Annotated in this window: 24 protein-coding genes; 4 read left to right on the top strand and 20 right to left on the bottom strand. The window is 35.3% G+C overall.

What is annotated here, in order from left to right; genetic code table 11:
* Window positions 1–12: 12 nt before the first annotated feature.
* The 8 genes from nuoF to aspS form a co-directional block, all read right to left on the bottom strand.
* Window positions 13–1,380, bottom strand: coding sequence for an NADH-quinone oxidoreductase subunit NuoF (gene nuoF / locus EOD40_RS00970; protein ID WP_128193031.1), 1,368 nt, complete (start codon window positions 1,378–1,380; stop codon window positions 13–15).
* A gap of 1 nt (window position 1,381) precedes the next feature.
* Window positions 1,382–1,912, bottom strand: coding sequence for a complex I 24 kDa subunit family protein (locus EOD40_RS00965; protein WP_128193030.1), 531 nt, complete (start codon window positions 1,910–1,912; stop codon window positions 1,382–1,384).
* 3 nt (window positions 1,913–1,915) lie between these two features.
* Window positions 1,916–3,154 (bottom strand): NADH-quinone oxidoreductase subunit D, encoded by a 1,239-nt coding sequence (locus EOD40_RS00960; RefSeq protein WP_128193029.1) that lies wholly within the window; start codon window positions 3,152–3,154, stop codon window positions 1,916–1,918.
* Window positions 3,155–3,186: 32 nt separating this feature from the next.
* Window positions 3,187–3,708 carry an NADH-quinone oxidoreductase subunit C gene (locus tag EOD40_RS00955; protein WP_128193028.1) on the bottom strand — a complete coding sequence of 174 codons (522 nt, stop codon included), beginning with the start codon at window positions 3,706–3,708 and terminating at the stop codon, window positions 3,187–3,189.
* A 1-nt stretch (window position 3,709) separates the two neighbouring features.
* Complete coding sequence (locus EOD40_RS00950; RefSeq protein ID WP_128193027.1) at window positions 3,710–4,258, bottom strand: NADH-quinone oxidoreductase subunit B; 549 nt, start codon at window positions 4,256–4,258, stop codon at window positions 3,710–3,712.
* Between the two features lie 124 nt (window positions 4,259–4,382).
* Complete coding sequence (locus tag EOD40_RS00945; protein ID WP_128193026.1) at window positions 4,383–4,748, bottom strand: NADH-quinone oxidoreductase subunit A; 366 nt, start codon at window positions 4,746–4,748, stop codon at window positions 4,383–4,385.
* Between the two features lie 238 nt (window positions 4,749–4,986).
* Window positions 4,987–5,181 carry a cold-shock protein gene (locus tag EOD40_RS00940; RefSeq protein WP_035634121.1) on the bottom strand — a complete coding sequence of 65 codons (195 nt, stop codon included), beginning with the start codon at window positions 5,179–5,181 and terminating at the stop codon, window positions 4,987–4,989.
* 128 nt (window positions 5,182–5,309) lie between these two features.
* The gene (gene aspS, locus EOD40_RS00935; protein ID WP_128193025.1) at window positions 5,310–7,058 is read right to left on the bottom strand and encodes an aspartate--tRNA ligase; all 1,749 of its coding nucleotides are present in this window, start codon (window positions 7,056–7,058) and stop codon (window positions 5,310–5,312) included.
* A 297-nt stretch (window positions 7,059–7,355) separates the two neighbouring features.
* Here aspS and EOD40_RS00930 point away from each other — a divergent pair, with 297 nt between their 5' ends.
* On the top strand, window positions 7,356–7,724 hold the full coding sequence (locus EOD40_RS00930; RefSeq protein ID WP_128193024.1) for a toxin-antitoxin system YwqK family antitoxin: 369 nt from the start codon (window positions 7,356–7,358) through the stop codon (window positions 7,722–7,724).
* Window positions 7,725–7,783: 59 nt separating this feature from the next.
* On the opposite strand, the gene EOD40_RS00925 is transcribed toward EOD40_RS00930, so the two are convergent.
* The 10 genes from EOD40_RS00925 to EOD40_RS00880 form a co-directional block, all read right to left on the bottom strand.
* Window positions 7,784–9,331, bottom strand: coding sequence for a PepSY-associated TM helix domain-containing protein (locus EOD40_RS00925; RefSeq protein WP_128193023.1), 1,548 nt, complete (start codon window positions 9,329–9,331; stop codon window positions 7,784–7,786).
* 3 nt (window positions 9,332–9,334) lie between these two features.
* Window positions 9,335–9,637, bottom strand: coding sequence for a hypothetical protein (locus tag EOD40_RS00920; protein ID WP_128193022.1), 303 nt, complete (start codon window positions 9,635–9,637; stop codon window positions 9,335–9,337).
* A gap of 7 nt (window positions 9,638–9,644) precedes the next feature.
* Window positions 9,645–9,974, bottom strand: coding sequence for a hypothetical protein (locus tag EOD40_RS00915; protein ID WP_128193021.1), 330 nt, complete (start codon window positions 9,972–9,974; stop codon window positions 9,645–9,647).
* A gap of 59 nt (window positions 9,975–10,033) precedes the next feature.
* Entirely contained in the window at window positions 10,034–12,469 is a 2,436-nt protein-coding gene (locus EOD40_RS00910; protein WP_128193020.1) for a TonB-dependent receptor, read from the bottom strand.
* A 302-nt stretch (window positions 12,470–12,771) separates the two neighbouring features.
* Window positions 12,772–13,581, bottom strand: coding sequence for a GIY-YIG nuclease family protein (locus EOD40_RS00905; RefSeq protein ID WP_164905429.1), 810 nt, complete (start codon window positions 13,579–13,581; stop codon window positions 12,772–12,774).
* A 187-nt stretch (window positions 13,582–13,768) separates the two neighbouring features.
* Window positions 13,769–16,945 (bottom strand): efflux RND transporter permease subunit, encoded by a 3,177-nt coding sequence (locus EOD40_RS00900; protein ID WP_128193018.1) that lies wholly within the window; start codon window positions 16,943–16,945, stop codon window positions 13,769–13,771.
* A 99-nt stretch (window positions 16,946–17,044) separates the two neighbouring features.
* Complete coding sequence (locus EOD40_RS00895) at window positions 17,045–18,112, bottom strand: efflux RND transporter periplasmic adaptor subunit (protein ID WP_128193017.1); 1,068 nt, start codon at window positions 18,110–18,112, stop codon at window positions 17,045–17,047.
* Between the two features lies 1 nt (window position 18,113).
* Complete coding sequence (locus EOD40_RS00890; RefSeq protein WP_128193016.1) at window positions 18,114–19,454, bottom strand: TolC family protein; 1,341 nt, start codon at window positions 19,452–19,454, stop codon at window positions 18,114–18,116.
* Window positions 19,454–20,050: a TetR/AcrR family transcriptional regulator gene (locus EOD40_RS00885; protein ID WP_128193015.1), complete on the bottom strand. Its 597-nt coding sequence runs from the start codon at window positions 20,048–20,050 to the stop codon at window positions 19,454–19,456. The genes EOD40_RS00890 and EOD40_RS00885 overlap by 1 nt, the downstream gene beginning before the upstream one ends.
* A 29-nt stretch (window positions 20,051–20,079) precedes the next feature.
* On the bottom strand, window positions 20,080–20,601 hold the full coding sequence (locus EOD40_RS00880) for a YceI family protein (RefSeq protein WP_128193014.1): 522 nt from the start codon (window positions 20,599–20,601) through the stop codon (window positions 20,080–20,082).
* Window positions 20,602–20,816: 215 nt separating this feature from the next.
* Between EOD40_RS00880 and EOD40_RS00875 the strand changes: the two genes are divergently transcribed.
* Window positions 20,817–21,791, top strand: coding sequence for a polyprenyl synthetase family protein (locus EOD40_RS00875; protein WP_128193013.1), 975 nt, complete (start codon window positions 20,817–20,819; stop codon window positions 21,789–21,791).
* A 148-nt stretch (window positions 21,792–21,939) separates the two neighbouring features.
* Window positions 21,940–22,293, top strand: a complete 354-nt coding sequence (locus EOD40_RS00870) for a hypothetical protein (protein WP_128193397.1) — start codon at window positions 21,940–21,942, stop codon at window positions 22,291–22,293.
* Window positions 22,294–22,398: 105 nt separating this feature from the next.
* Here EOD40_RS00870 and EOD40_RS00865 read toward each other — a convergent pair whose 3' ends face one another.
* Together EOD40_RS00865 and EOD40_RS00860 are read right to left on the bottom strand one after the other, a co-directional pair.
* Complete coding sequence (locus tag EOD40_RS00865) at window positions 22,399–22,878, bottom strand: hypothetical protein (protein WP_128193012.1); 480 nt, start codon at window positions 22,876–22,878, stop codon at window positions 22,399–22,401.
* 54 nt (window positions 22,879–22,932) lie between these two features.
* Window positions 22,933–23,478 (bottom strand): hypothetical protein, encoded by a 546-nt coding sequence (locus EOD40_RS00860; protein WP_128193011.1) that lies wholly within the window; start codon window positions 23,476–23,478, stop codon window positions 22,933–22,935.
* A 116-nt stretch (window positions 23,479–23,594) separates the two neighbouring features.
* Here EOD40_RS00860 and EOD40_RS00855 point away from each other — a divergent pair, with 116 nt between their 5' ends.
* Entirely contained in the window at window positions 23,595–26,390 is a 2,796-nt protein-coding gene (locus tag EOD40_RS00855; protein WP_128193010.1) for a 2-oxoglutarate dehydrogenase E1 component, read from the top strand.
* Window positions 26,391–26,427: the final 37 nt, after the last annotated feature.

The following is a 26,427-nucleotide window of genomic DNA, read 5'->3' as shown; positions in this document are numbered from 1 at the left end:
ACCTGAACTATTTTAAACTGTTTGTTTGCTTACCAAATGTCTTACTTTGTCAAAAGGCTCAGCAACAAAATGATTTCTGTTCTTGATTCTTTCCGGGAAACGAACGTGGTATTCAAATTCTTCTCTAAAATGACGAATTGCTGCTGCCACTGGCCATGATGCTGCATCTCCAAGCGGACAAATGGTGTTTCCTTCAATTTTACTTTGAATACTCCACAACAAATCAATATCTTCTTCACGACCCTGGCCGTTTTCAATACGCCACAATACTTTTTCTAGCCATCCTGTTCCTTCACGGCAAGGTGTACATTGTCCGCAAGATTCATGGTGGTAAAAACGAGCAAAATTCCAAGTGTTACGTACTATACAAGCGGTATCATCATAAACGATAAATCCACCGGAACCTAACATAGAACCCGTTGCAAATCCGCCATCACTTAAAGATTCATAAGTCATCAAACGGTCTTCGCCATTTGCTGTTTTGAAAATTAAATCGGCTGGTAAAATTGGCACTGATGAACCTCCCGGAACTAAGGCTTTCAATGGTCTGCTCGAACTCATTCCTCCCAAATATTCGTCTGAGTTCATGAATTCATCAACGCTTAATCCTAGTTCGATTTCGTAAACACCAGGATTTTTAACGTGACCAGAAGCCGAAATTAATTTAGTTCCTGTTGATCTTCCAATGCCTATTTTTGCATAATCATCACCTGAATTGTTTACAATCCATGGCACTGCAGCAATGGTTTCTACGTTGTTTACCACTGTTGGGTTTGCCCAAAGTCCTGAAACGGCTGGGAAAGGTGGTTTGATACGTGGATTTCCTCTTTTACCTTCTAATGATTCGATCAAAGCGGTTTCTTCTCCACAGATATATGCTCCTGCTCCACAATGAACGTGTAATTCTAAATCGTAACCTGATCCTAAAATATTTTTCCCTAACCATCCTGCAGCTTTCGCTTCGGCAATGGCTCTTTCTAATATTTTATAAACCCACATGTATTCTCCACGAATGTAGATATAAGAACGGTTTGCACCCAAAGCAAAACTGGAAGTAATCATTCCTTCAATCAATAAATGCGGAATAAATTCCATCAAATATCTGTCTTTGAATGTTCCCGGTTCTGATTCGTCGGCATTACAAACTAAATGTCTTGGTTTTCCTGATTTTTTGTCAATAAAACTCCATTTCATTCCAGCCGGGAAACCTGCTCCACCACGACCACGAAGCCCTGATTTTTTCACTTCCTCAACCACTTCATCCGGAGTCATTGATTTTATGGCTTTTTCTACAGAAGCATAACCTCCATGTTGGCGGTATACTTCATAGGTTTTAATCCCTGGAACGTTTATTTTGTCTAATAATATTTTTTTTGACATCTTATTTATCGTGTAATATTATTTTATTATCTCGGCAATCAGCAATTAACTGATCGATTTTTTCTTTAGTCAAATGCTCTTTGTAGAAATCGCCTAATTGCATCATTGGAGCGTATCCGCAAGCGCCTAAACATTCTACACCTCTTACTTCAAAAAGTCCGTCAGCTGTGGTTTCGCCAATGCCTACACCTAATTTTTCACAGGTATAATCCATTAAATCTTCAGTTCCTCTTAGGCAGCAGCATGAAGTCTGGCAAAATTCGAACATGTATTTCCCAATAGGTTTTAGGTTGTACATGGTATAGAAAGTGGCAACTTCGTAAACTTCGATAGGTAATATTTCAAGGATTTCGGCAACCTTATCCATTAATTCAATGCTCAGCCAGTTGTCGTGAGCATCCTGAACTTCGTGTAAAACAGGCAATAAAGCCGATTTTTTCTTGTCTTCAGGATAATGACTAAGTAATTCATTGATGCGATTCATCAATGCTTCAGTCATGTTTATTTCTTGTTTGTAATGTATACGTTCCATAATTTATGCGTCTAATTCTCCGGCAATTACATTTAAACTGGATAAGATTACAATGGCATCTGATAACAATGCACCTTTTATCATTTCTGGATAAGCCTGGTAGTAGATAAAACAAGGTCTTCTAAAGTGAAGTCTGTACGGTGTTCTACTTCCGTCAGTAACCAGATAAAATCCTAATTCTCCATTTCCTCCTTCTACCGGATGGTAGATTTCGGCAACCGGAACAGGAACTTCTCCCATTACAATTTTGAAATGATAAATTAAAGATTCCATATTGTGGTAAACATCTTCTTTTGGAGGTAAATAGTAATCCGGAACTTCAGCATGGTATTCATTTCCTGCCGGCATTTTTTCCAAAGCCTGACGAATAATGCTTAAACTTTCCCAAACTTCGGCATTACGCACACAAAAACGATCGTAAGTATCTCCTGATTTTCCTACCGGAATTTTGAAATCAAAATCCTCATAAGAACTGTATGGTTGTGCCACACGAACATCATAATCAATACCGGCAGCACGTAAATTAGGACCGGTAAATCCGTAAGCCATGGCTTTTTCAGCGCTAATAGGGCCTACATTAACCGTTCTGTCTATAAAAATTCTGTTCCTTTCGAATAAATTTTCGAATTCTTTCCAGGCTGGTGGAAATTCTTCAAGAAAAGTGTTTAATAATTCAAATGCTTTTGGAGTCCAGTCTCTTTCAAAACCACCAATTCTACCCATATTAGTTGTCAAACGGGCACCACATATTTCTTCGTAGATTTCGTATACTTTTTCTCTAAATTGGAAAACATAAAGGAAACCAGTATATGCACCGGTATCAACTCCTAAAATGGAATTACAAATCAGGTGATCGGTAATTCTTGCCAATTCCATTACAATAACTCTTAAATATTGAGCTCTTTTAGGAACTTCAACACCCAGTAATTTTTCTAGAGTCATCCACCATCCCATGTTGTTGATAGGAGAGGAGCAATAGTTCATACGGTCGGTAAGAGGAGTTATTTGGTAAAACGGACGGTTTTCGGCAATTTTCTCAAACGCACGATGGATATAACCAATAGTTGGTTCAGCATCTAAAATTCGTTCTCCATCCATCAACAGAATATTTTGAAAAATTCCGTGAGTAGCTGGGTGAGTAGGCCCTAAATTCAAGATAGAAAGCTCGTTTCCGTCTTCATTTAGTTGCTCTTTTATTATTTTAGCATAGCGATGCTCTGGTGGTAATAATAGTTCTGACATTTATAGAATGTGAAAAATTATATATTGTTTTTTTAGCAATTGTCTATTGTTCTTCCAAAGAAACGATCGTCTTTATCGGTTCTTCCTCCGTCTTCCATTGGGAATTCTTTACGCATAGGGAAAGAAATCATTTCGTCCATATTTAAAATACGTTTCAACTGTGGATGACCAACAAAGTTTACACCGAAGAAGTCATAGGTTTCTCTTTCCATCCAATTAGCGGTTAGGAAAATATTTGAAACCGTCTTTATTTCCGGGTTTTCTCCGTTAAGGAAAGCTTTGATTCTGATGCGTTTGTTTTCGTACCAATTATGCATATGGTAAACAATTGCAAATTGTTTTTCTGTCGGATTATCAGGGTAATGAATGCCACATAAATCCGTTAAGAAATAAAAACGTAATTCGGGATCGTTTTTCAAGAATAAAATGATAGCAGTATTGTTTTTTGCATTGATTTCAAATGAAAAAATATCTCTTTCCTGTTGGAAATTAAAAACATCTGCTGCGAAAGTTTCTACTAATTTTTCTTGGATAGCCGTATTTTCTAATGCCATTTTATTTGATATTATAAGAAGCTAATAATTCTTGATACTCAGGCGAACTTCTTCTTCTTACAGATTCCGATTTTACCAGTTCTTGTAATTTCATCACACCATCAACAATTTGTTCCGGTCTTGGCGGACAACCTGGAACATAAACGTCAACCGGAATTACTTTGTCAATTCCCTGAAGAACGGAGTAAGTATCGAAAATTCCACCTGAACAAGCACAGGCACCAACAGAGATTACCCATCTAGGTTCAGACATTTGTTCGTAAACCTGACGTAAAATAGGAGCCATTTTTTTAGAAATAGTTCCCATAACCATCAACATGTCAGCCTGGCGTGGAGAGAAACTCACACGTTCAGAACCAAAACGTGCCAAGTCATAATGAGATGCCATAGTGGCCATGAATTCAATACCGCAACAAGAAGTTGCAAAAGGTAATGGCCAAAGTGAATTGGCACGAGCCAAACCTACAACGTCATTTAGTTTTGTGGCAAAAAATCCTTCACCAGAAACACCTTCAGGAGGGGCAACCATTTTTATTTTTGAATCGCTCATTTTTATTTTAGATTGCTGATTTTAGATTTTAGATTCTTGTAAATCATAAAAACAAAATCAATTTTTTAAATCATTTTTAAATTTAAGAAGTTCGTTTTCAAATCTGAAATCTAAATTCTTTTTTTTATTCCCATTGTAAAGCTTTCTTTTTGATGATATAGAAAAAACCAACCAAAAGCAAAGCCATAAATACAACCATCTTTATCATTCCTTCCATTCCAAGTTCTTTAAAGTTGATAGCCCATGGATAAAGGAAGATTACTTCAATGTCAAACAGCACAAATAAAATAGCAACAAGGAAGTATTTTACTGAGAATGGAATACGTGCATTACCTACAGATTCGATTCCGCACTCAAAGTTTTTGTCTTTAATAGCAGATTTTCTTTTAGGTCCTAATTTTCCTGAAATAATGATTGTAGCCACCACAAAACCAATAGCAAGTAAGGCTTGCATTAGTATTGGAAGGTAATTGAATTGTCCAGATTGCATAATAATAAATTTTGTGCTAAAATAAGTCACAAAGATATGCTTCAATGTTATAAAACACAAGCAGACTATGAAAATTAGTGGTTGGTTTTAAGTAGTTTTTTTCTAGTTTTTAATGATTATAAATAAGCTTTTTTTAGTTTTCTTAAAAAAATCTAAAAATTTAACGTTTCATTATAAAAAAAGCGTCCCGAAAATATCGGGACGCTTTTTAAGCATTCGTAACAAAAAAATATTTTGTTTAGATAACTGCAACTTTAGCAGCAACTTTTCCTTTTCTTCCTTCTTCTTCTTCGTAGCTAACTCTGTCACCTTCGCGTAATTCTTCCGCGCTGATTCCTGAAGCATGAACAAAAATGTCTTTTCCTGTTTCTTCGTCTGTAATGAATCCGTAACCTTTTGATTCATTGAAAAATTTAACTGTACCTGTACGCATTGTAATAGTAATAATAATTTATAATAAGGCAAATGTAATGTTTAATATCATACGAAAATGATTAATATCAAAATTTTTCATAAAATAATTGATATTCAGTGTTTTCAGGCCTTTTCGAAAGATATTTATTATAAATCTAATTGTATGTGTAATTCGTTTAATTGCGCACTGTCAATGGCCGATGGAGCGTCAATCATCACGTCTCTTCCGGAGTTGTTTTTAGGGAAAGCAATGAAGTCACGGATGGTTTCCTGACCACCAAGAATTGCAACCAAACGGTCCAATCCAAAAGCTAATCCACCGTGTGGCGGTGCTCCAAATTGGAAAGCGTCCATTAAGAATCCGAATTGCGCTTTAGCTTCTTCTTCGGAGAATCCTAAATATTTAAACATCAATTGTTGGGTTGCTTTATCGTGAATACGGATAGAACCTCCTCCAATTTCATTCCCGTTCAAAACCATATCGTAAGCATTAGCGCGAACCTGACCTGGATTAGTCTCTAATAAGGCAATATCTTCCGGTTTCGGAGATGTAAACGGATGGTGCATGGCATGGTAACGACCGCTTTCTTCATCAAATTCTAATAATGGGAAATCTACAACCCAAAGTGGAGCAAATATTTCCGGATTTCTCAATCCCAAACGGGTTGCTAATTCCATACGCAAAGCACTCAATTGCGCTCTGGTTTTGTTAGCTGGTCCCGAAAGTACAAAAATCATATCGCCCGCTTTTGCGCCAGTAGTTTTTGCCCAATTGGTTAAATCTTCCTGATCGTAGAATTTATCTACCGATGATTTAAAAGTCCCGTCTTCGTTACATTTTACATACACCATTCCTGACGCTCCTACTTGCGGACGTTTTACCCAGTCAATTAAAGCATCGATTTCTTTACGAGTATAATTTCCAGCTCCCGGAACAGCAATACCCACTACTAATTCGGCAGCATTGAAAACCGGGAATTCTTTGTGTTGTGCAAATTCGTTCAATTCGCCAAATTCCATTCCAAAACGGATGTCCGGTTTGTCATTTCCGTAGGTTTTCATCGCGTGCTCGTAAGTCATGCGAGGGAATTTCTCTACTTCAATTCCTTTTAATTCTTTTAATAGATGACGTGTCAATCCTTCGAAAATATTTAAAATATCTTCTTGTTCCACAAATGCCATTTCGCAGTCAATTTGTGTAAATTCAGGTTGACGGTCAGCACGTAAATCTTCGTCACGGAAACATTTCACGATTTGGAAATATTTGTCCATTCCACCTACCATCAATAATTGTTTGAAAGTTTGTGGTGATTGTGGCAATGCATAAAATTGTCCTTCGTTCATACGTGAAGGAACAACAAAATCTCTTGCTCCTTCTGGAGTAGATTTGATTAAATAAGGAGTTTCTACTTCGCAGAAATCCAAATCAGATAAATATTTACGCACTTCCATTGCCACTTTGTGACGGAAAAGCAAACTATTTTTTACCGGATTTCTTCTAATGTCAAGGTAACGGTATTTCATTCTGATATCTTCACCACCATCAGTTTCATCTTCAATAGTGAATGGAGGAGTAAGAGCTGAATTTAAAATGTTTAGTTCTGTAACTAAAATTTCGATTTCACCTGTTGGGATGTTTTTGTTTTTAGCTTCTCTTTCGATAACAGTTCCCTTAACCTGAATTACAAATTCTCTTCCAAGGGTTTTTGCTAATTCGAATACGGTTTTATCTGTACGACTTTCGTCGAAAATTAATTGTGTTATTCCATAACGGTCTCTTAAATCTACCCAATTCATGAATCCTTTATCACGAGATTTTTGAACCCAACCCGCAAGTGTTACTTCGGTGTTTATATGTGAGGCGTTTAACTCGCCACAGTTATGACTTCTGTACATGGTATAAATTTTAGTTTTTTGCTCTTTTTTAGCGCGAGTGCAAATTTAGGACTAATTATGAATTTTAGATTGTGAAAGGCAATTTTTTACATTTTCCCCTTTTTTAATTTTTAATAAAAGTGATTTTTTAATTGAAATTGGTTCTAAACAGCTCTTTTTGGAAAGTTTTTTCTTTCTTTTTTGTTTCCAATGTTAAGCTTTCATCTGTGTTACGAAATTGTTACCTAAATGTTTTTTTAATGTAAATTTTGTTTCTAATTTTGGTGAAAAGGATGTAAACAATTAAAAATTAACGATATGAAAAAGCTTGTAATTTTAGTAGCAGTATTATTCTCAGGGGTTATTTTTGCTCAAGATGTGAAACCGGTTTTAGAACCATTTGGAAAAAAAGTAAAAGCCACTTATTTTCATGAAAATGGTCAAGTGCTACAAGAAGGTTTCTTTGTTAAAGGAAAATTAGAAGGCCAATGGGTGACTTATGATGAGAATGGAAACAAAACAGCATTGGGCGAATATAAAAACGGGAAAAAAGTCGGAAAATGGTTTTTTTGGTCAGAAATTAGTGAAAAAGGATTTACTGATTTAACCGAAGTTGATTACTCAGATAATAGAATTGCATCTGTCAAAAATTGGAAAAAAGATGCAATTGTTAATAATATGGATTAGATTTACAATAGTTAATTATGAAAAAGGCTTCGCTGAAAATTTTAGCGAAGCCTTTTTGATTAATTTTTTACTGTAGTCCTCAATTTAAAACTCGCATATAATGTGATTGCGGAGAGGAAAACCCAAAAAACATCTACAAAAAATAGCTGAAATTGATGGCTGCTGAATGCAGTCCAAAACCAGTTTCCTGTTTTTATTCCGTTGGCAATTGGAATCATAAAACCTAAAGTACTTCCAGAAAGCAAACAGAATCTATTGGTAAAAGCATTGTTTTTCTTTAAGATAAAAAAGATGCTTAATAACAGCCAGCTTACAAAGTAAACCCTATACATATTGTCCTGACCTAAAGGATAAAAAACTTTAGCAATAATAAAAGTCAAGGCTGTAACCGGGAACATACTCAGGCAAATGGCCAAGTAATAACGAACCACTCCTTCGTTGAAACGTCTTTTTTTCTCAGGCATGTTTTTCTTGTCCCGGGTAACAAGCCAAATCATAACTCCCGAGATGATTACAAAACAACTCAGAATTCCTAATGCAAAACTGACAATTTTTAACGCATAACCGCCGTAATCGCCAAAGTGTATGCGGTACAATACATTCTTCACAATATCTAAATAGCTGTTTTGAGAAAGAGGATTTTTTTTGATTGTGACTTCGCCATTAGCTACTTTATAGTCGATTTTGCCAATACCGGTGAATTTTTTACCATATTCGATTTGGCCTTCAACAAAAACATGCATGTTAGCATGGCCATAGTTTTGAATTTCTACACGGCTAATATCAAAATCATTCCAATTTTCTTTGGTAGCAGCAACCATTTCATTAATGCTGAAAGTTTTGGTTAAAGCTTTATTTTTGAATGGATAATCGGTGCCGGTATATCCCAGTTCCTTGTATAATTTGTCTTGGTCACCCTGGTATAAAAATTGAACAACGGGTGCTACAATAAGTAATTTAATCATGAAAAAGGTACCTGTTACGGCATATACAAATTGAAAGGGTAAGCCTAGCATTCCCAACGAAGTATGCGCATCAGTCCACCAGGTTTTTAGTTTTTCTTTGGGACGGAATATATAAAAATTAGAGACAATTTTTTTCCAATGCAGCAAAACTCCTGTTACAATGGTAAACAGAAAAAACAAGGCAATAAATCCGGATAAATAATAACCAACAGGGTAGGGAACTTGTGCTAAAAAGTGCAGGCGATATATGAATTCGCCTAAATTATAAGCTTCATCATAAGTTGAAGTTTTATAAGTCGAATTGTCAAGATACAAAAACTGTCCTTCTCTTGCTTTTTTTGATGCTAGACTGTCTTTGGTAGCCTCCAGAGAAACGGCTACTTTTTTTTCATTATGTGGTTGTGAAATAGTGATTTTTCGACCTTGTAAATCGTAAGCTGTATCCAATGCTTTTAAAGCCTTGTCGAAATTTAGTTGGATTTCATTCGAAAGTGAAGCTGATTCTCCTTTTTCCCAGCTGGCAATATCATCTCTGAAAAAGGCAAATGAACCTGCAAAAAAGATAATGTATAAAACCACGCTTATTACAATGCCACTAACGGTGTGGGTATGAAAAAAGATGTTGTAATTCCGGTTATTCATAATTTATTTCGCTATCGGATTATAAGTTTGCCCTAAATAGATTAGTATCGAAAAAAGCAGGCTCAATCCCAAATAAATGAACCAGATTTTCCAGCCGTTTTTGGCTAAAAATGCAACAATCATAAGGGCTACCCAAAGGATAAAGCCACTAAAAACCATTGTAATGACTACATTGGTTTTGTTGAACCAGCTTGCCAGGGCCAGGTGGAAACTAACAGAAACGAGATAACCGCCTAAAATGGCGGCTGTTATTTTGGCAAAACGTTGCCATTTGGATTGGGTTAAATATTTTGGATTCGCAGGCATAGTTTGTTTAGGAGTATATTTCGAAAAAAATAGCCAGGAAAAGCATTCCCAGAATCAATTTATAATTAATGATTTTTAATGGAGCCAGTATCACAACAAGACTTCCGATGGTCATAATCAGAATTATGAAAATAAGTGTAGCCGATCCGATAGCTTTTAAAGCAATTAAAAAACTATAGGCTATTGCTAATATTCCTATTCCTATAAAACGGGAAGCCTTAGAATAATGTTGAATCCATCTTTCAATTTGAAAGTTGCTGGATAAAGTAGCTTTTTTAGAAGTATTGTATAAAACATAAAAAGCTAAAAAAACAGTTAGACTAATTATTGAAATCATATTTTTTGAATTAAGAAACAGCTTTCTTAGTTGGATTAAGAAAGCTGTTTTTTGTTTTATTAGAATCTGTAAGAGAAACTGGCTGCTATGGTTCTTGGATCTTTTGGATGTACTGTTGACCATCCGTCATAAAGGTCTTTATTAGCAATGTTGTTTAATTTAAGCGTGATGTTAAATTTTTCAGCATTGTAAAATAGCGAAGAATTTAAAACTGTGTATTCAGGAATAGTAAATTCTCCCGCAGTCCATCTGTTCATGATTTTGTTTTCGCTGCCATAATTTCCACCAAAACCCAGACCAAATCCTCTTAAGACACCTTGAGTAAATTTATAACTTGCCCAAAGGTTAGCCAGATGTTGTGGACCGGCACTTTCAGGTCTGCGTGCTAAAAAGTCTAAATCTCCTTGGGTTAAAATAGATTCGTTGTAACTGTATCCGGCAATAATGTTTAAACCGCTAATTGGATTGGCAACAATTTCGGCTTCTATCCCTTTGTTTTCCTGTGCTCCGTCCTGATAATAAGTTACATCGGTTGCATTGGGTCTGATTCCATAAACCTGATTGCTTACCCTGATATCATAATAGCTAACAGTCGCATACAATTTGTCATTAAAAAGATTCAATTTTGTTCCTGCTTCAAATTGATTTGCATGTTCCGGACCAAATGTTCTTAGTGTTGTAACTGTACCGTTAACATCAGCCGAAGGAGCTACATTAGAAAACCCATTCATGTAATTGGCAAAAACAGAAACTTTATCAATAATTGGTTGGAATACCAATCCAAATTTTGGTGAAAAAGCAGTTTGGTTATAACCATCATTTTTAGCATTCATGAATCTATCGGCACGTAAACTTACCATAGCCGATAAATTAGGCAGAATGTTGATTACATCCGAAAAATAAGCACTGTAAACTTCCTGTTTTGTTTTGCTGTTATTTCTTGGACTGTTTCCTATTATTGCATCCGATCCGGCTTTAGTCAAATCGCCAGTGTCACCGTTTGAAGGGCCAAAAACGGCATTGAAAGAAGCTAAATCATCTCCGATATAAATGGCTCCGTTACCGAAATAGTTCGAACTATAATCAGCAGAAGTTCTTTTGAAATAGTCTAAACCAACTACAAGTCTGTTTCTTAAATTTCCAATTTTAAAATCACCAATAAAATTTTGCTGAACATCAGTCGTGACATTTTTATTATCCTGATAGTTAAAATAACGTCCTAGAACAATACCCTCGGTAATAGTTGGGTAATATTGTGTTCCTTCGTACAGATAAGAATAGTATCCTTTAGATTTGGCTGCACTGTTTGAAAAAACTGTTTGCGACGTCCATTGATCAGAAAGCTTGTAATTCATCTGAGCCTGGATGTTGTGAGAAGGCGTTTTAATAGTCAATTCATCACTGGTGTACGAACGTTTGTTGTCATATTTCAATTCGTCAATATTATGAACTCTTAACGGATATCCTCGGTCAAAAAACAACATGGTCGGATTAGTCGCTTCATTGCTCATGAACTCAGTAAGTACTAGAAATGATAATCTGTCGTTTACTTCGTAAGATAAAGATGGGGCGATGAAGAATGATTTTCTAAATCCGGCATCCTGGAAACTATTCTGGTTGTTGTAAGTCGAATTAACTCTGAAATTTAATGTTTTTTTTTCGTTTAGAGGAGTGTTAAGATCCACTGTTACGCGGTTCAAAGCATAGCTTCCTACGGTGTAATTTACTTCTCCGCCAAAAGCTTTATAAGGTTTTTTAGTAGTGGTGTTGATTAATCCTCCATAAGAGATTAAGCTGCTTCCAAATAATGTTCCTGATGGACCTCTGATAACTTCGATTTTGTCAATATTAGTAGGGTCTAAACTTCCGTTAGTTAAACCGGGTAATCCATTAACCATTGTGGGCTGCACAGAAAATCCTCGAAGTGAATAATAACCGGCTCCATCGCCACCGCGACCGGTTGATGCCCAGAGCTGTGTAACTCCAGGGGCATTTTTTAGGGCATCATCAAAGTTAGTTACTACTTGCTCTTTTAAGACTTCACCAGTGATAGTGGTGTAAACCTGTGGGTTTTCAAGGTTTTTAAGCGGTAATCTTGAAACTTGGATGTTTTCTTTACGTGCAAAATGATTTTTTTTACCACCATTGATAACTACTTCGGTTAGTTCTTCTGAATCAGCATTAATGTTTGCATTTTGTGTCAGTTGTTGACCACTGGACAAGCTAATTTTTAGCTCTTTTGTGATGTATCCAATTCCTGAGATTTTTAAGGTATAACTTCCGGCTTTGACATTCTTTATTTTATAATTCCCTTTGGCATCGGTTATTGTTCCTAGCCGGGTTCCTTTTAGGATTACTGAGATGTTTTCGGGAGATTGATTGTCACTTAAAGTGATTTGTCCTTTTATGGTTCCTTTTTCTTGCGACCAGCCTGTGCCGGAAAAAAGTAGAACAAAGAATAGACATAAAACAGATAGGGTAGATTTTGTTTTCATCTTATTTAGAATAATTTTTAATAGCACAAAAGTAAATGCTAAAAACTTGCAAAACAAATTATTTTAATTTATTCTAAATAAAAAGAAGTGTTTGAGGGAAAAATAAAGCCTGTACGTGGATAGTACAGGCTTTATTATGTTGCCGTTTTGTTTAATTTGGGGATTCAATTCCAAAAATATTATGTTTTATGTTTTTGCCAATGGATTAATAAACAGTTTCCAATTAGATTGGAATTGTGCGAAGTCAGGAGGCATATTATTTAATGTTATTTTGTTTTTAGGGAGACTTCGAAGATTAGGAGCTAGAGATGTGTGTTAACTGTAGTTGTTTTTGTTGTCATAAATTCTTCGATATATTTTAAATCTCGAAGTTTTAAATCAAACCATTCACCTCGAATGCGTTTTTCTTTAAACTTTTCATGAAGTTCTTTTTCAATTTTTTTGTCACAACACCATAGAGCAATAACAAAAATTGTAGGTTCTTGAGAGTGTAAAGTTCTCTCTCTATGTCGTGGATTTTTACTTGTGCCAATTTTAATATATCCTGTACCATTATTTACCATTAAATAAACGTATTCACACTTATCGATTATCTCTATTGAATAAATGTTATTGAAAAAATTTCTGTAAAAGTCTGTTGGGTCGATTAGAATGACATTTTTAATTCCACGTTCAGATGGGCTAAACATTACAGCATTTTTTCCTTCGAAAGGTTTTAATTCCAGTGAAGTTGTAGTGAAGAATCCTAATTTTTCCAGAAGTCCACGAAGTTTTACCTGAAAAGTATTAAATGCTATAATTTCATTAACTTCTTTATATTTATCTGCGAGCAATGCTGTAAAGCGCATTAAAAGATGAAAATAATTTTTTTCATCTAATTGTAATTGAATTATATTGCCCTCTAAATTTTTATCATTACTAACATAGAACATTTCTACAATTATACCTTTTTTATCATCAAATAATCTAACACCATAACAATACTTATTTATTCGGGTAATTACATTATGTAAAGGGCCATTGTCATCTTTATCTAATTCTAGAATATCTTCTTTAGATAAAGAATATGTTATTTCATCAAAACGAATTATTAATTCTTCCAGTTTATCCATACAATTGCAGTTTAATTTGTATATAGTATCCATATAATGGCTCCAATCCGCCCAAATCGGGTTTGTTTTATACCATAAAATGTTTTCTATGTTTTGCTAATATAATAAATCCATTCCTACAAAAAAATAAGAACCCATCTAAAAACAAATTTCAGATGGGTTCTTTTAATCCATTAAATTCAGTGAATTACATCGTGTGTTTCGGGTTAAAACCGTCTTCGCTTAATTCTTTGTGAACATAATCGGCAACCATTTCGGCTTCGTAATCGATTTTTTCTTCTTTAGAGAATTTAGCAATGATTTTTTCCATGATTTCATAAATCACCGGAACGATAATCAGGGTTAAGAATAATGAGGAAATTAATCCGCCAATAATTACCCATGCCAAACCGTTTTTCCATTCGGCTCCGGCTCCTGATGCCAATGCAATTGGGAACATACCAAAAACCATCGCGATAGTCGTCATCAAAATAGGACGTAAACGGGCGTGATTGGCCTGGATTAAAGCTGTCCTGATGTTTTCTCCAGCGGCTCTTCGCTGGTTAGTGTAATCCACAAGCATAATTGCATTTTTACAAACCAATCCAATCAACATGATGATTCCTAAAATGGTGAAGATGTTTAATGAATTATTGGTTAAAGCTAATGCTAACATGGCTCCAATGAACGAAAGCGGAATAGCAAACAATACTACAAACGGGTGAACAAAACTATCATACAATCCTACCATTACCAGATAAACTAAGATAATCGCGGCTAATAATGCAATTCCAAGAGTACCAAAACCTTCACTCTGGTTTTCCTGATCACCACCCCAAATGTAGCTTACACCTGTAGGTTTTTCTAATTTATCCAGTCTTTCCTGCCATTGTTGCACAATTGTTCCGGCAGGAACCCCAATGTTCTGACCTTGTACAGTAACGGAAGCAGTTTTGTCTCTTCGCTCTAATTTACTTGGTCCGGAACCTTCGGTGATGTTGGCAAATTGCGAAAGTTTGATTTGTTGACCTTGGTCGTTAATGAAGATAAGGTTGCTTACGTCGGTAATATTTTTTCTGTCAAAAGCATTGTATTTAATGTTAATGTCATATTCATATTCTCCGGCTCTAAACTTACCATCGGTGTTTCCGCTATAAGCCGTTTGCATGGTCATACCTACAGTTTGTAAAGTCAATCCAAGTGCCGCCATTTTATCACGATCTACCTGAACGTTAATTTCCGGATTTCCATCTTCAACCGTTAATTTAATCTCGGTGGTTCCAGGGATTTGTCTTAATTCAGCTTCGGCTAATTTGGCAAATTTCATCGCGCTTTCTACATTAGGACCAGTTACAATCAATCCTAATTTAGCATCTTCGGCAGATCCCATAATACCTACAGGCACCGTTTTAACTTTGGCGCCCACCAATACTTTTTCCAATTGGCGTTTCATTTTTGCCGCATAAACCGAAGCATCGTCTGTTCGGTCTTTTTGTTCGATCATTTTTACGTCAATCTCGGCTTTATAAGCTGTTGCCTGTGTAGCTCCCATCCCTTCTGAAGTTTGACCTATAGTGGTAATCTGGCTGTGTACATATTTTTGTGCTTTCAAATAGGCTTCGGCTTTTTGAGTCATGAAGTTAGTTTGCTCTAATGAAGCGTCTTTTGGCAATTCTATTTGAACTAAAAACTCTCCACTATCTGATGCAGCAAAGAATTCTCCACCAATGAATCCACCACCCATTAATCCGATAGTTGATGAAAAGAACAATACTACTACAACCAGGATGGTTTTAATGTAGTGGTCTAAACACCATTCTAAGATCTCAGTAACCCAGTTGGTGAAACGGCTTAATAATTTTTCGAAACCAAGAATGATTCTTCCAAAAAGATTTTTTCCTTCAATATGTTCCAGTTTTCCAAAACGGGAAGACAACCAAGGAATGATAGTAAATGAGGCTAAAAGAGATAGTAAAGTAGAGATTACCACCGTCATACAAAATTGTGTGATAATATTAGACACTAATCCCGTACTCATGGCAATTGGTAAAAACACCACCACAATTACTAAGGTAATCGAAGTTACTGTTCCGCCAATTTCGGCAGTTCCGTCAAAAGAGGCACGAATACGGCTTTTACCCATTTCCATGTGCCTGTAAATATTTTCCAATACCACAATGGCATCATCCACTAGAATACCTACTACCAGTGATAATCCTAATAAACTCATTAAATTTAAGGTATATCCTAAAAGATAGATTCCAATAAAAGTTGCGATTAAAGAAGCAGGAATAGAAATCATTACAATCAATGAGTTTCTGATACTGTGCAAGAAGAACAACATTACCAATGCCACTAAGATTACCGCAATCAATAAATCGTGAATAACCGAATCGGCTGCTTCAAGCGTGAAAATGGTACTGTCTTTAGCTGTTTCTAATTTTAGACCATTGACTTTGTAGTCACTTTCTAATTTAGTGATTGTTTTGGCAACTAATTCACTTACTGCTACCGCATTAGCGTCTGATTGTTTTATAATTTGCAATACAATCGCACTTTTTTGATCCACACGGGCTATTTTTTCAGCAATTTTTTGCGTGTCCTGAACATCGGCAATATCCTGTAAACGTATTTGAATTCCGTTTTTAGAAGAAACTACCAGGTTTCTTAATTCGTCAACGCTTTTGTATTTACCCGCTAAACGGATTAATATTTTTTGCTCACGGGTTTGGATATTTCCTGTTGGGAAATCCAGATTTGAGCTTAAAATAATTTGTTGCACCTGTGGTACAGATAAGCCATACCCCTGCATTTTAGTGGCATCAAGATTTACCTGAATTTCACGTTCCTGACCACCAATGATATTTACTTGCGCTACACCTTGAACACGGGATAAAACAGGGGCGATTTTTTTATCAATTAAGTCATAAAAAGCCGCCTCATCCATTTTTCCATTGGCACCAATGGTAATAATTGGCATATCACTCAAAGAGAATTTATTCAATGAAGGTGTTTTTGCATCTTCAGGCAAGTCGCTCAAAATGGCATTGATTTTTCGCTGTGCGTCGTTCATCGAGACGTCAACATTGGCGTTTGATGTCAGTGTGATAGAAACAACCGAAAGACTCTCATAGGATTTAGAATCAATTTTTTTGATATTTTCCAATGATGCAATCGCATCTTCCATTTTCTTGGTCACCGTGTTTTCCACTTCACTTGGAGAAGCTCCCGGATAAACCGTGGAAACAGTGATTACATTCATTTCAAATTTTGGAATCAATTCATAGCCCAGCTGGCTGTAACTGAATAGTCCTCCAAGAGTTAGTATCGTAAATAATACGATAACTAACGAGGGACGTTTTATGGATATTTCTGCTAATTTCATATATTTCTTTTGAATTTCATTAAGTCCTTAGTTTTTAGTCCTTAGTGGTTATTTAGTTTGACTAAATTCTAAGGACTAAGTACTCCGTACTAATCACTTTTACTTAATAATCTCTATTTTACTTCCTTCCTGTAAGTTGATTTGTCCCGTTGTAATAACAGTTTCACCATCAGATAAGCCGTTTAAAATCTCCACTTTATCACCTAAAATTCTTCCTGCTGTAACTGTTTTTAGCTTTGCAATTCCATTTTCGGCCACAAAAACCTGATTGCTGCTTACACTACCTACAAAGGCAGTTCTAGGTACCACAGTCATGGTTTGTTTTTGCTGTGCCGATTTAAATACAGCTGTTCCATACATACCTGCTTTAAGGTCGTTGTTAGCATTGTTTGTAATTTCAATTTCAATTGGGAAATTCAAACTGCTATCCGCTTTGGCAGCGATAAACGTAATTCTACCTGAGAATTCTTTGTCCGGGTAAACACTGCTTGTAACGGTGATGTTGTTGCCTGTTTTTAAGTTGGCTACCTGTGCTTCGTTTACAGTTACCTTCAATTTTAAGGTATTTACGTTCACAATTTCGAACATTTTTGTAGGAGGCATAGCAGCTAACATTGAACCTGGTTCGATGAATTTTTCATTAATGATTCCGTTTATAGGAGCTTTGATTCTAGTGTCGCCAATGTTAATCCTTGCTTGCTTGTAATTTGCTTCAGCATTAGTCAAAGCTACTTTTGCCTGATCCAGTTGTTGTTTAGTAACACCACCTGTTTTGTATGCGTTGTCAAAACGGCTGTAGTCTGATTTTGCGTTTTGGTAAGCCGCTTCTGCAGCCTGTGCATTAATGTTAATGGCATCACCTCTCATGATGGCTAAGGTTTGTCCTATAGTTACACGGTCTCCTTCTTTAACAAGTACCTTAGTTACTTTTCCAGATTTCTCTGCTTCCATACTAAGTTCTTGTTTAGGCTCGAAGTTTCCATTAGCAACAAAATCTAATGAAACTTCTTCTGTTTTTACGGCAGCCACTTTTACTGAAACAGCGGCGTTTTTTTCGGCAACAATGGCAATTTTCTCTTCGTTAGCTTTTTTATTGTTTGCTAAAATAAATCCGATTAGTGCTAAGGCAGCAATAATGATAATTCCGGTAGTTATATTTTTCTTCATGTTAGTTATTTATAAGAGTTTTTAGTTCGCCTTTTGATTTGATAAGTTTGATTTCTGCCAGCTTGTAATCTAAAATGGCTGCAGTATAATTGTTCTGAGCTTCGGTTGAAGCGTTTTCAGCATCCAGTAAATCTGTTAAAGATGCCAAGCCTTGTAAATAATTGTTGTTGATGTTTTTCAGGATTTCATCAGCCAATCTCATATTTTCTTTCTGATTTTGAAGTGTGATGATGCTGTTTTCAATTTGGGTTTTGGCATTTTTATAATCTAAATCCAATGCTAACTGAGTGTCTTTAATGTCTTCCTGAACTGATCTTAATTCAACATCAGCCTGTCTTACTTTGGCTTTGGTTCCAAAACCTGTGAAAAGCGGCACTTTTAAATTCAATCCTATGGAAGAGAAATCAGACCAATAAACGCCATTAGAAGGTTTGTTAAACCAAGGCATTTCAGGTCCCTGACCAATGTAGTTGTAGCTTGCGGCAAGAGAAAGCGTTGGATAATAAGCTGCCATTACTGATTTTTTTTGCAAAACCAATAATTCCTCCTGTTTTTTAAGTAACAAATATTCGCTGCGATTAGCTGTGTTTGGAGCTTCTGAAATTGCGGCTGGTGTTACCTGAAATTCCGATTGTGGAATGTCGATTTGATTATCCATTGGCATTCCGATGTAGAATTTCAAAGCGTTTTCCTGTAATTGTAAGGAATTGATAATTTGTTGTTTTTGGGTATTGATGTTAGACAGGTTTACCGTCATTCTGTCCAGATCAATTTTTTTAGCTAATCCATTGTCAAATTGGCCTTTAACAATGTCACGAACTTTTGCCGTTGTTTTTAAATTGCTGTCAACCAATGCTAATTTTTGGCGCAATACATAAACCTGGTAGTAATTGTTTGCAACTCTTTCAATTACTTGTTCTTCGGTTAACTGATTGTTAATTTGGTAAAATTCACGAGTTGATTTTGCAGCTCTTAAGCCTGTAAAAACAGCCTGGTCAAATAAGGCCTGTGATAAAGAAACTCCGGCAGTAGAATTCCATTTTTGACCAAAAGCCGCCTGGATTGTTGTTCCCGGAGCATTAAAAGCGGCTCCATCAATAACTGTTGTTTGAAGTATCGGGTTGTAATTCAAACTTCCATTTGCCGAGATTTGTGGCAAAGCTCTGGAACGAATTTCCTGAATTTGGTATTCGCCTTTTTCAATTTCCAATTTTGCTTTTTTAGCTTCGGCCTTGTTTTCAAGAGCATAGTTAATGGCTGCTTTGAGTGTTAGCGAAGTTTTTTTCTGTGCATTTGTAATGGATACAAATGATAGAATGGTTAGTATAAGTAATTGTTTCATTATTGAGATATGTTAAGTAAATTTTTTTCGAGTTCGATAATTCCTTTTTCTGTCGCAATTGCTCTTGTGTGGTATTCTAATGCTTTACCTTCCAGTTCGTAGGCATCACGTTCTAAAAGAGTATTTTCATTTATTGAAAAAATCAAGGTGTGGTAAAATCGCGTTGCGGCTTCAATATCCACATTTGGTCTGTAAAGTTCCTGTTCAATTCCTTTAATCACGTTTTGACGAAACATTTTACGGCAGTCTTCCATTTCATTAGTCATCAATTTTTCATAAATTAGAGGATAATGCTTTTTTAATTGATAGGCCGGGGAATGATCAAAGGATTGGAACATCTCTTTAAACATTTTACGCATTTCAAAATTTTCTTCGATGGCGTTATAGTTTTTAGAAACTACTTCATCCATCAGCTTATGGATGTTTTGGTGAATTGCCTCGGTTCCTTCTTCAATAAGTTTTTCCTTGTTGCAGAAATATTTGTAAATGGTTTTTTTTGAAATACACATTTCTCCGGCAATATCATCCATAGTTACGCTTTTGAAACCAAGTTTCAAGAACATATCTGTTGCTTTTGATATAATTTTATCTTTCATTTTGTTTTAAAAATTGTAAATGACATCAGTTAAATGCTGAATTCTACGTTAGCTACCAGTTTGATGTCCTGTCCTGTTGTTAGTCCGTTATTGGAATGGAATGAATTTGAAGCCAGTCCGAAATCTTTTCTGTTAATGTCGGCTGTAAGTTCAAATGCTACTTTTTTATTTCCGTCTAAAGCTTCTGTTTCTATCAGTTCTACATCAAGTTCAACCGTTTTAGTGATGTCTTTGATTGTTAAATCTCCTTTAAGAAAATTGATGTTTTTGTTTACTTTTTGAAAAGAAGTCGATTTGAAACTAATTGTTGGATATTTATTTACGTCAAAAAAATCATTTAGTTTTAAGTAGTTGCTAAACTGCTCCAATTTAGATTCCCTGTTTTTTACGTCTAATGAAAATGCTATGGTAGCATCTTCGATTTCGTTATTGTTAAAGTCAGCATGACCTTGAAATGTATTGATTGTTCCTCCTAAATAGGCAATGATTGAATGTCTCATTCTTATTAAAACATCCGATTGTTTTGAATTGACTTTCCATTTTGTTTTCATAATCTTTCCTTCTTTAAAGCATTCAATGGTTTCTGTCTTAGTTTTTTTGATTCTAAGCGCTACGGAATTTAATTGTTAAATTCTATGCAAATATAGAGCGGAAACTTTAAACACCAAAATAGTTTCCAATGTATTTATGATAATTTAACATTTGATTTATAAACGAAGTTTGTAATCCAGCGTGAATACTGTAATTTAGCCCGAAAATTAAGTTTATGCATACCGTTAGTCAATATCAAGAATTTGTAATAGAATATCTTCAGTCGCAATTAGAAGTTAAAGAGCCTAAAAATTTATATGAGCCTATACATTATATATTAGGATTAGGGGGGAAAAGAATTCGTCCTGTTTTAACGGTTATGAGTGCTGAGATTTTTGATGTTTCCTACAAGAAAGCCTTGCCTGCGGCTTTAGCGGTAGAGATTTTTCATAATTTTTCTTTGGTGCATGATGATATCATGGACGATGCGCCTTTGAGAAGAGGGAATACTACGGTACATGAAAAATGGAATACCAATACGGCTATTTTGTCCGGAGATGCTATGTTGATTTTGGCGTACCAATATTTCGAATTCTATGAACCAAAGATTTTTAGAAAACTAGCGAAGTTGTTTAGTAAAACGGCATTGCGAGTTTGTGAAGGTCAGCAAATGGATGTTGATTTTGAAACACGTCAGGATGTGACGATTCCGGAATACATGAAGATGATCGAATATAAGACCGCGGTTCTTGTGGCGGCAGCTATAAAAATGGGTGCTATTATTGCAGAAGCAGCTACAGAAAATGCTGATTTGATTTATGATTTCGGATTGAATTTAGGTTTAGCGTTCCAATTGCAGGATGATTATCTGGATGCTTTTGGAAATCCGGAAACTTTTGGAAAACAATTAGGTGGCGATATTATTGAGAATAAAAAAACCTATTTGTATTTGAAAGCAATGGAATTTGCCAGTGAAGCAGATAAACAAAAATTAGCTGATTTATTTTCGACTCAAATTGAAGATAATGCAGTTAAAATCATTCAGGCAAAAGAGATATTTGTGAATTCGGGTGCCGCAACAGCAACGCAAAAAGCAATCGAAGAATATACCTTTAAGGCTTTTGATTTATTGGATCAAATGAAAATTAAAGACGATAAGAGACAAATTTTACGGGCTTTTGGAGAAAATTTAATGGGAAGAAAAGTCTAAAAAAATAGCAATGTCAATTTCAATATACAATATCAATAATGGAATTGAGTTTTGAAATTGACATTGCTATTGATTTTTTGTCATTGCAATTGCCATTGTCATTGAGTTTTGAAGTTAATATTGAATTCTGTCATTGAAATTAGAAACTATGTATGTTACTCCGCTAAATACCGATTTGTTGTTCGAAGAAGCTCAAAAGGAATCTTTGTATCTGAAATTGATTGAGCAATTAAATAAAGATTTTAATTTGGCCAATGAAGGAGTTGATTTTCCTATGAGTATTTCGCCTGAGGAATTAAAGATTCAATTGCACGAGAAAATCTACCGATTGATTCAGTACAAGTTTGCCGAATATCTGAACCTGCTTTATGTTATCGATGTTTCAGAAGATGAGGTTAAAAAACTTGATGGTTCTGATTTAGTTGTTTTAGCTGAGGATGTTGCCTTTTTAATACTGAAAAGAGAATGGCAAAAAGTATGGTTTAGAAATAATTTTAAGTAGGTTGCTGAGCTGCTAAGGTTTTGAGTTTTTAATTAGAATGAACAATGTTTTTTAATTTGTCTAATTCTTCCCAAAGCCCAAATCCGTTCACGTCAATTTTACTTCCTATAATCTGGAAGCGACCGCATTTAAAACAGATTTAGCTATTCCAATTATTTTTTCTTTCTTTTTAAAAACAAAAATATCCCGGTATTCTGCGGCGCAAGCGTAACCGTAATTCATTAATGAGTCTTTTTCGCTAAAAACATCTTGAATTTCATTCTGCTGTTTGATTGATAGATTTGACTTCTTGTAGTTGTGGTTTAATAGAGTTTTTTCAAAATCTTCTTTTGGAATAGTGTTTGGAAGATACCCCGTAAATAAATTCGAGAATTCTGCTTCTTTTTTAGTTCTATTGTCTTTTCTAATGAACTTTGTGAATTCGTCCTCAGAAAAATTCAAATAATAATGCGCAATTTTATCTGAATCAAAAAAAGGTCTTAATTCTTTTTTTGTAGCCTTTGAAGTATTTTTGATTTCTGCTTTCTGGGTATGATTGCAGCTGGAAATTACAATGACAGTAAGTATAAAAATATATTTCTTCATCATCAGAACTTTAAAATCTTAGAATCTTGGCCACTCAGTAACCCAGTAATTTTCTTAAAAATAAAACCTCACAAAAGGCATAAAAGCATCGCTGTAAGCGCCTTGGTCTTCCTTGTATAAAACATTGTAACGGGCTCCTATTGTCACATTTCCGTTTCGGTAACCGGCTCCTAAAAACAAACCTGTGTTCCAGAAGTTACGGCTAAAGTCGTTAGTGCCAACTCCTTTTAGGTTTACTCTTAGTTGTTCAAGTTCAGCCGAAAGTTGGACTTCAGGAATGGGGTTGAATAAGGTAATTAAACTGCCTCCATATAGATTAGAATTGTAAAAATCTTTTTGTTTTACATAAGTATATTGTGCGCCAAGACCTACTGCAAAATATTCGTTGACATTGTAAATGGCACTTGGAGAGACTGAAATATCAGTGTATCTGTTGCCAAAACTTAGTCCTAATCCTCCTCCAAATTGTACGTTTTGCCAAAAATCACTCTTTGATTCGAAATTTTGATTTTGGTATTGAGCTGATAATTGAATGGAAAAAAATGCGAATAAGGTAGATAAAATTAAATTTGAAACGACTGAGTTATGTTTTTTTGCCATAAGTACTAAGGTATTTAACATTTTAATAGTTAAAAGTGTTTTAATTTAAAGGTAAATTTAGTTGATTATTGTACTTTTGCCAAACTATTTTAACAAAAAGTATATTCACTAACATTATGGATAGGTTTTCATTTTTAAATGCAGCGCATACCGAATTTTTCGCTCAATTATACGATCAGTATTTAGTAAACCCAGATAGCGTAGAGCCTAGCTGGAGAAGTTTTTTTCAAGGTTTTGACTTTGGAATGGAAACGTATAATGAGGAAAATCCAGTTCAATACAGCAGAGAAGTAGCTTCAGCTCCAGTATCTTCAGTTTCTTCGGCTTCTGTAGATAACAGCAAAATTTCAGAGCATCTTCAAAAAGAATTTAAAGTTGTAAAACTTATTGATGGATATCGCTCAAGAGGACATTTGTTTACTAAAACAAACCCGGTTAGAGAGCGTAGAACTTTTTCTCCAACTTTAGATATTGAGAACTTTGGTCTTACTTCAGCTGATTTGAATACTACTTTCGATGCAGCTAAAATATTAGGTTTACAATCTTCTACTTTATCTCAGATAATTAATCATTTAACTACGGTTTATTGTCAGCATATTGGTATCGAATACATGTATATTCGTAGACCGGAAGTTGTAGATTGGATTCAGGACAGATTGAATGTTAATGAAAATCGTCCTACTTTTAATGCCGAGGAGAAAAAAGGAATTTTAAATAAATTAAATCAAGCAGTTTCTTTCGAGAACTTTTTGCATACTAAATATGTAGGTCAAAAACGTTTCTCTCTTGAAGGAGGGGAAACAATCATTCCTGCTTTAGACGCTTTAATTGAAAGAGCTGCCGAAAAAGGAGTAGAACAATTCGTAATGGGAATGGCTCACCGTGGTCGTTTGAACGTTTTGGCTAATATTTTTGGTAAATCTACTCAGGATATTTTCTCTGAATTTGACGGAAAAGATTACGATCAGGAATATTTTGACGGTGACGTAAAATACCACTTAGGTCTTACGGCTGACAAAATCACAAAATCGGGAAAGAAAATCAACATCAATTTAGCTCCAAACCCTTCTCACTTAGAAACGGTAGGTGCCGTTATTGAAGGAATTACCAGAGCAAAACAAGATAAATATTTTGCAGATGATTTTTCTAAAGTTTTACCTATCGCCGTTCACGGAGATGCTGCTATTGCAGGACAAGGTATCCTTTATGAAATCATCCAAATGGCGCAGTTAGATGGTTACAAAACAGGTGGTACTATCCATATTGTAATCAATAACCAGGTAGGTTTTACAACTAACTACTTAGACGCCCGTTCTTCTACTTATTGTACTGACGTTGCTAAGGTTACTTTGTCACCAGTATTACACGTAAATGCTGATGATGCAGAATCAGTAGTACACGCGATGCAATTTGCATTGGATTTCAGAATGCAATTTGGACGTGACGTATTTATTGACTTATTAGGATATAGAAAATATGGTCATAACGAAGGTGATGAACCTCGTTTCACTCAACCATTATTATATAAATTGATTGCTAAGCACCAAAATCCAAGAGATTTGTATGCTGAAAAATTATTGTCTGAAGGTGTTATCGATGCTAATTTGGTAAAAACTTTAGAAAAAGAATACAAAGACGATTTAGATCATAATTTAGAAGCTTCCCGTAAAAAAGATTTGACTATCATTACTCCATTTATGCAAAATGAATGGAAAGGATTTGAGCAGGTTTCTGATGATGTGATGTTGAAAAAATTTGCTACTGCTGTTGATAAATCAACTTTAGATTCTATCATTAAAACAGTATCTAGTTTACCGTCTGATAAAAAATTCATTAACAAAATCACTAAGATTGTTACTGATAGAAAAACAGGATACGACAACAATACTATCGATTGGGGTACGGCTGAAACATTGGCTTACGGTTCATTATTAACTGAAGGCTTTGATGTGCGTATTTCAGGACAGGACGTTGAGCGTGGAACTTTCTCACACCGTCACGCTGTAGTAAAAGTAGAAGATTCTGAAGAAGAAGTAGTTTTACTTAACAACATCGAAAACAAAAAAGGAAACTTCCGCATCTTTAACTCTTTCTTATCTGAATACGGAGTATTAGGATTTGATTATGGTTATGCTTTGGCTAATCCAAACTCTTTAACTATTTGGGAAGCACAATTTGGGGATTTCTCTAATGGTGCCCAAATTATGATTGACCAATACATCTCTTGTGGAGAAGACAAATGGAACAATCAAAACGGATTAGTAATGTTGTTGCCACACGGATACGAAGGACAAGGTGCTGAGCACTCTTCAGCACGTATGGAGCGTTACTTGCAATTATGTGCACGTCACAATATGTATGTTGCCGATTGTACAACGCCGGCTAACTTCTTCCACTTGTTGAGAAGACAAATGAAAACGACTTTCCGTAAACCATTAGTTGTGTTCTCTCCAAAAAGTTTATTGCGTGATCCAAGATGCGTTTCAACAGTTGAAGAATTGTCAAATGGAGAATTCCAGGAAACTATTGATGATACTACAGTAAACAAGAAAGACGTGAAAACATTAGTTTTCTGTACAGGTAAATTCTATTATGATATTACTGCCGAAAGAGAAAATAACGGTCGTAAAGATGTAGCTGTAGTTCGTATCGAGCAATTGTTCCCATTACCGGTAGAACAATTAAAAGCGATTATTGCACAATATCCAAATGCTGATGATTATGTATGGGCACAGGAAGAGCCTAAAAACATGGGAGCTTATACATATATGTTAGCTAACTTTGATTTGGTTAAATGGAGATTAGCTTCATTAAAAGCATACTCAGCACCTGCAGCAGGAAGTTACACCAGAGCAAAACGCCGTCATGCTGATGCAATCAGAATGGTATTTGATAAAAATTTATTTAGATAAAAATTTGAAGCTATTTCCTGCTGTCCGCTGTATCTTT

It is taken from the genome of Flavobacterium sufflavum (assembly GCF_004016525.1).
GTDB lineage: Bacteria > Bacteroidota > Bacteroidia > Flavobacteriales > Flavobacteriaceae > Flavobacterium > Flavobacterium sufflavum.
Note: the sequence above shows the minus strand (reverse complement) of the source record. Positions and strands in the feature narration are given on the sequence as shown.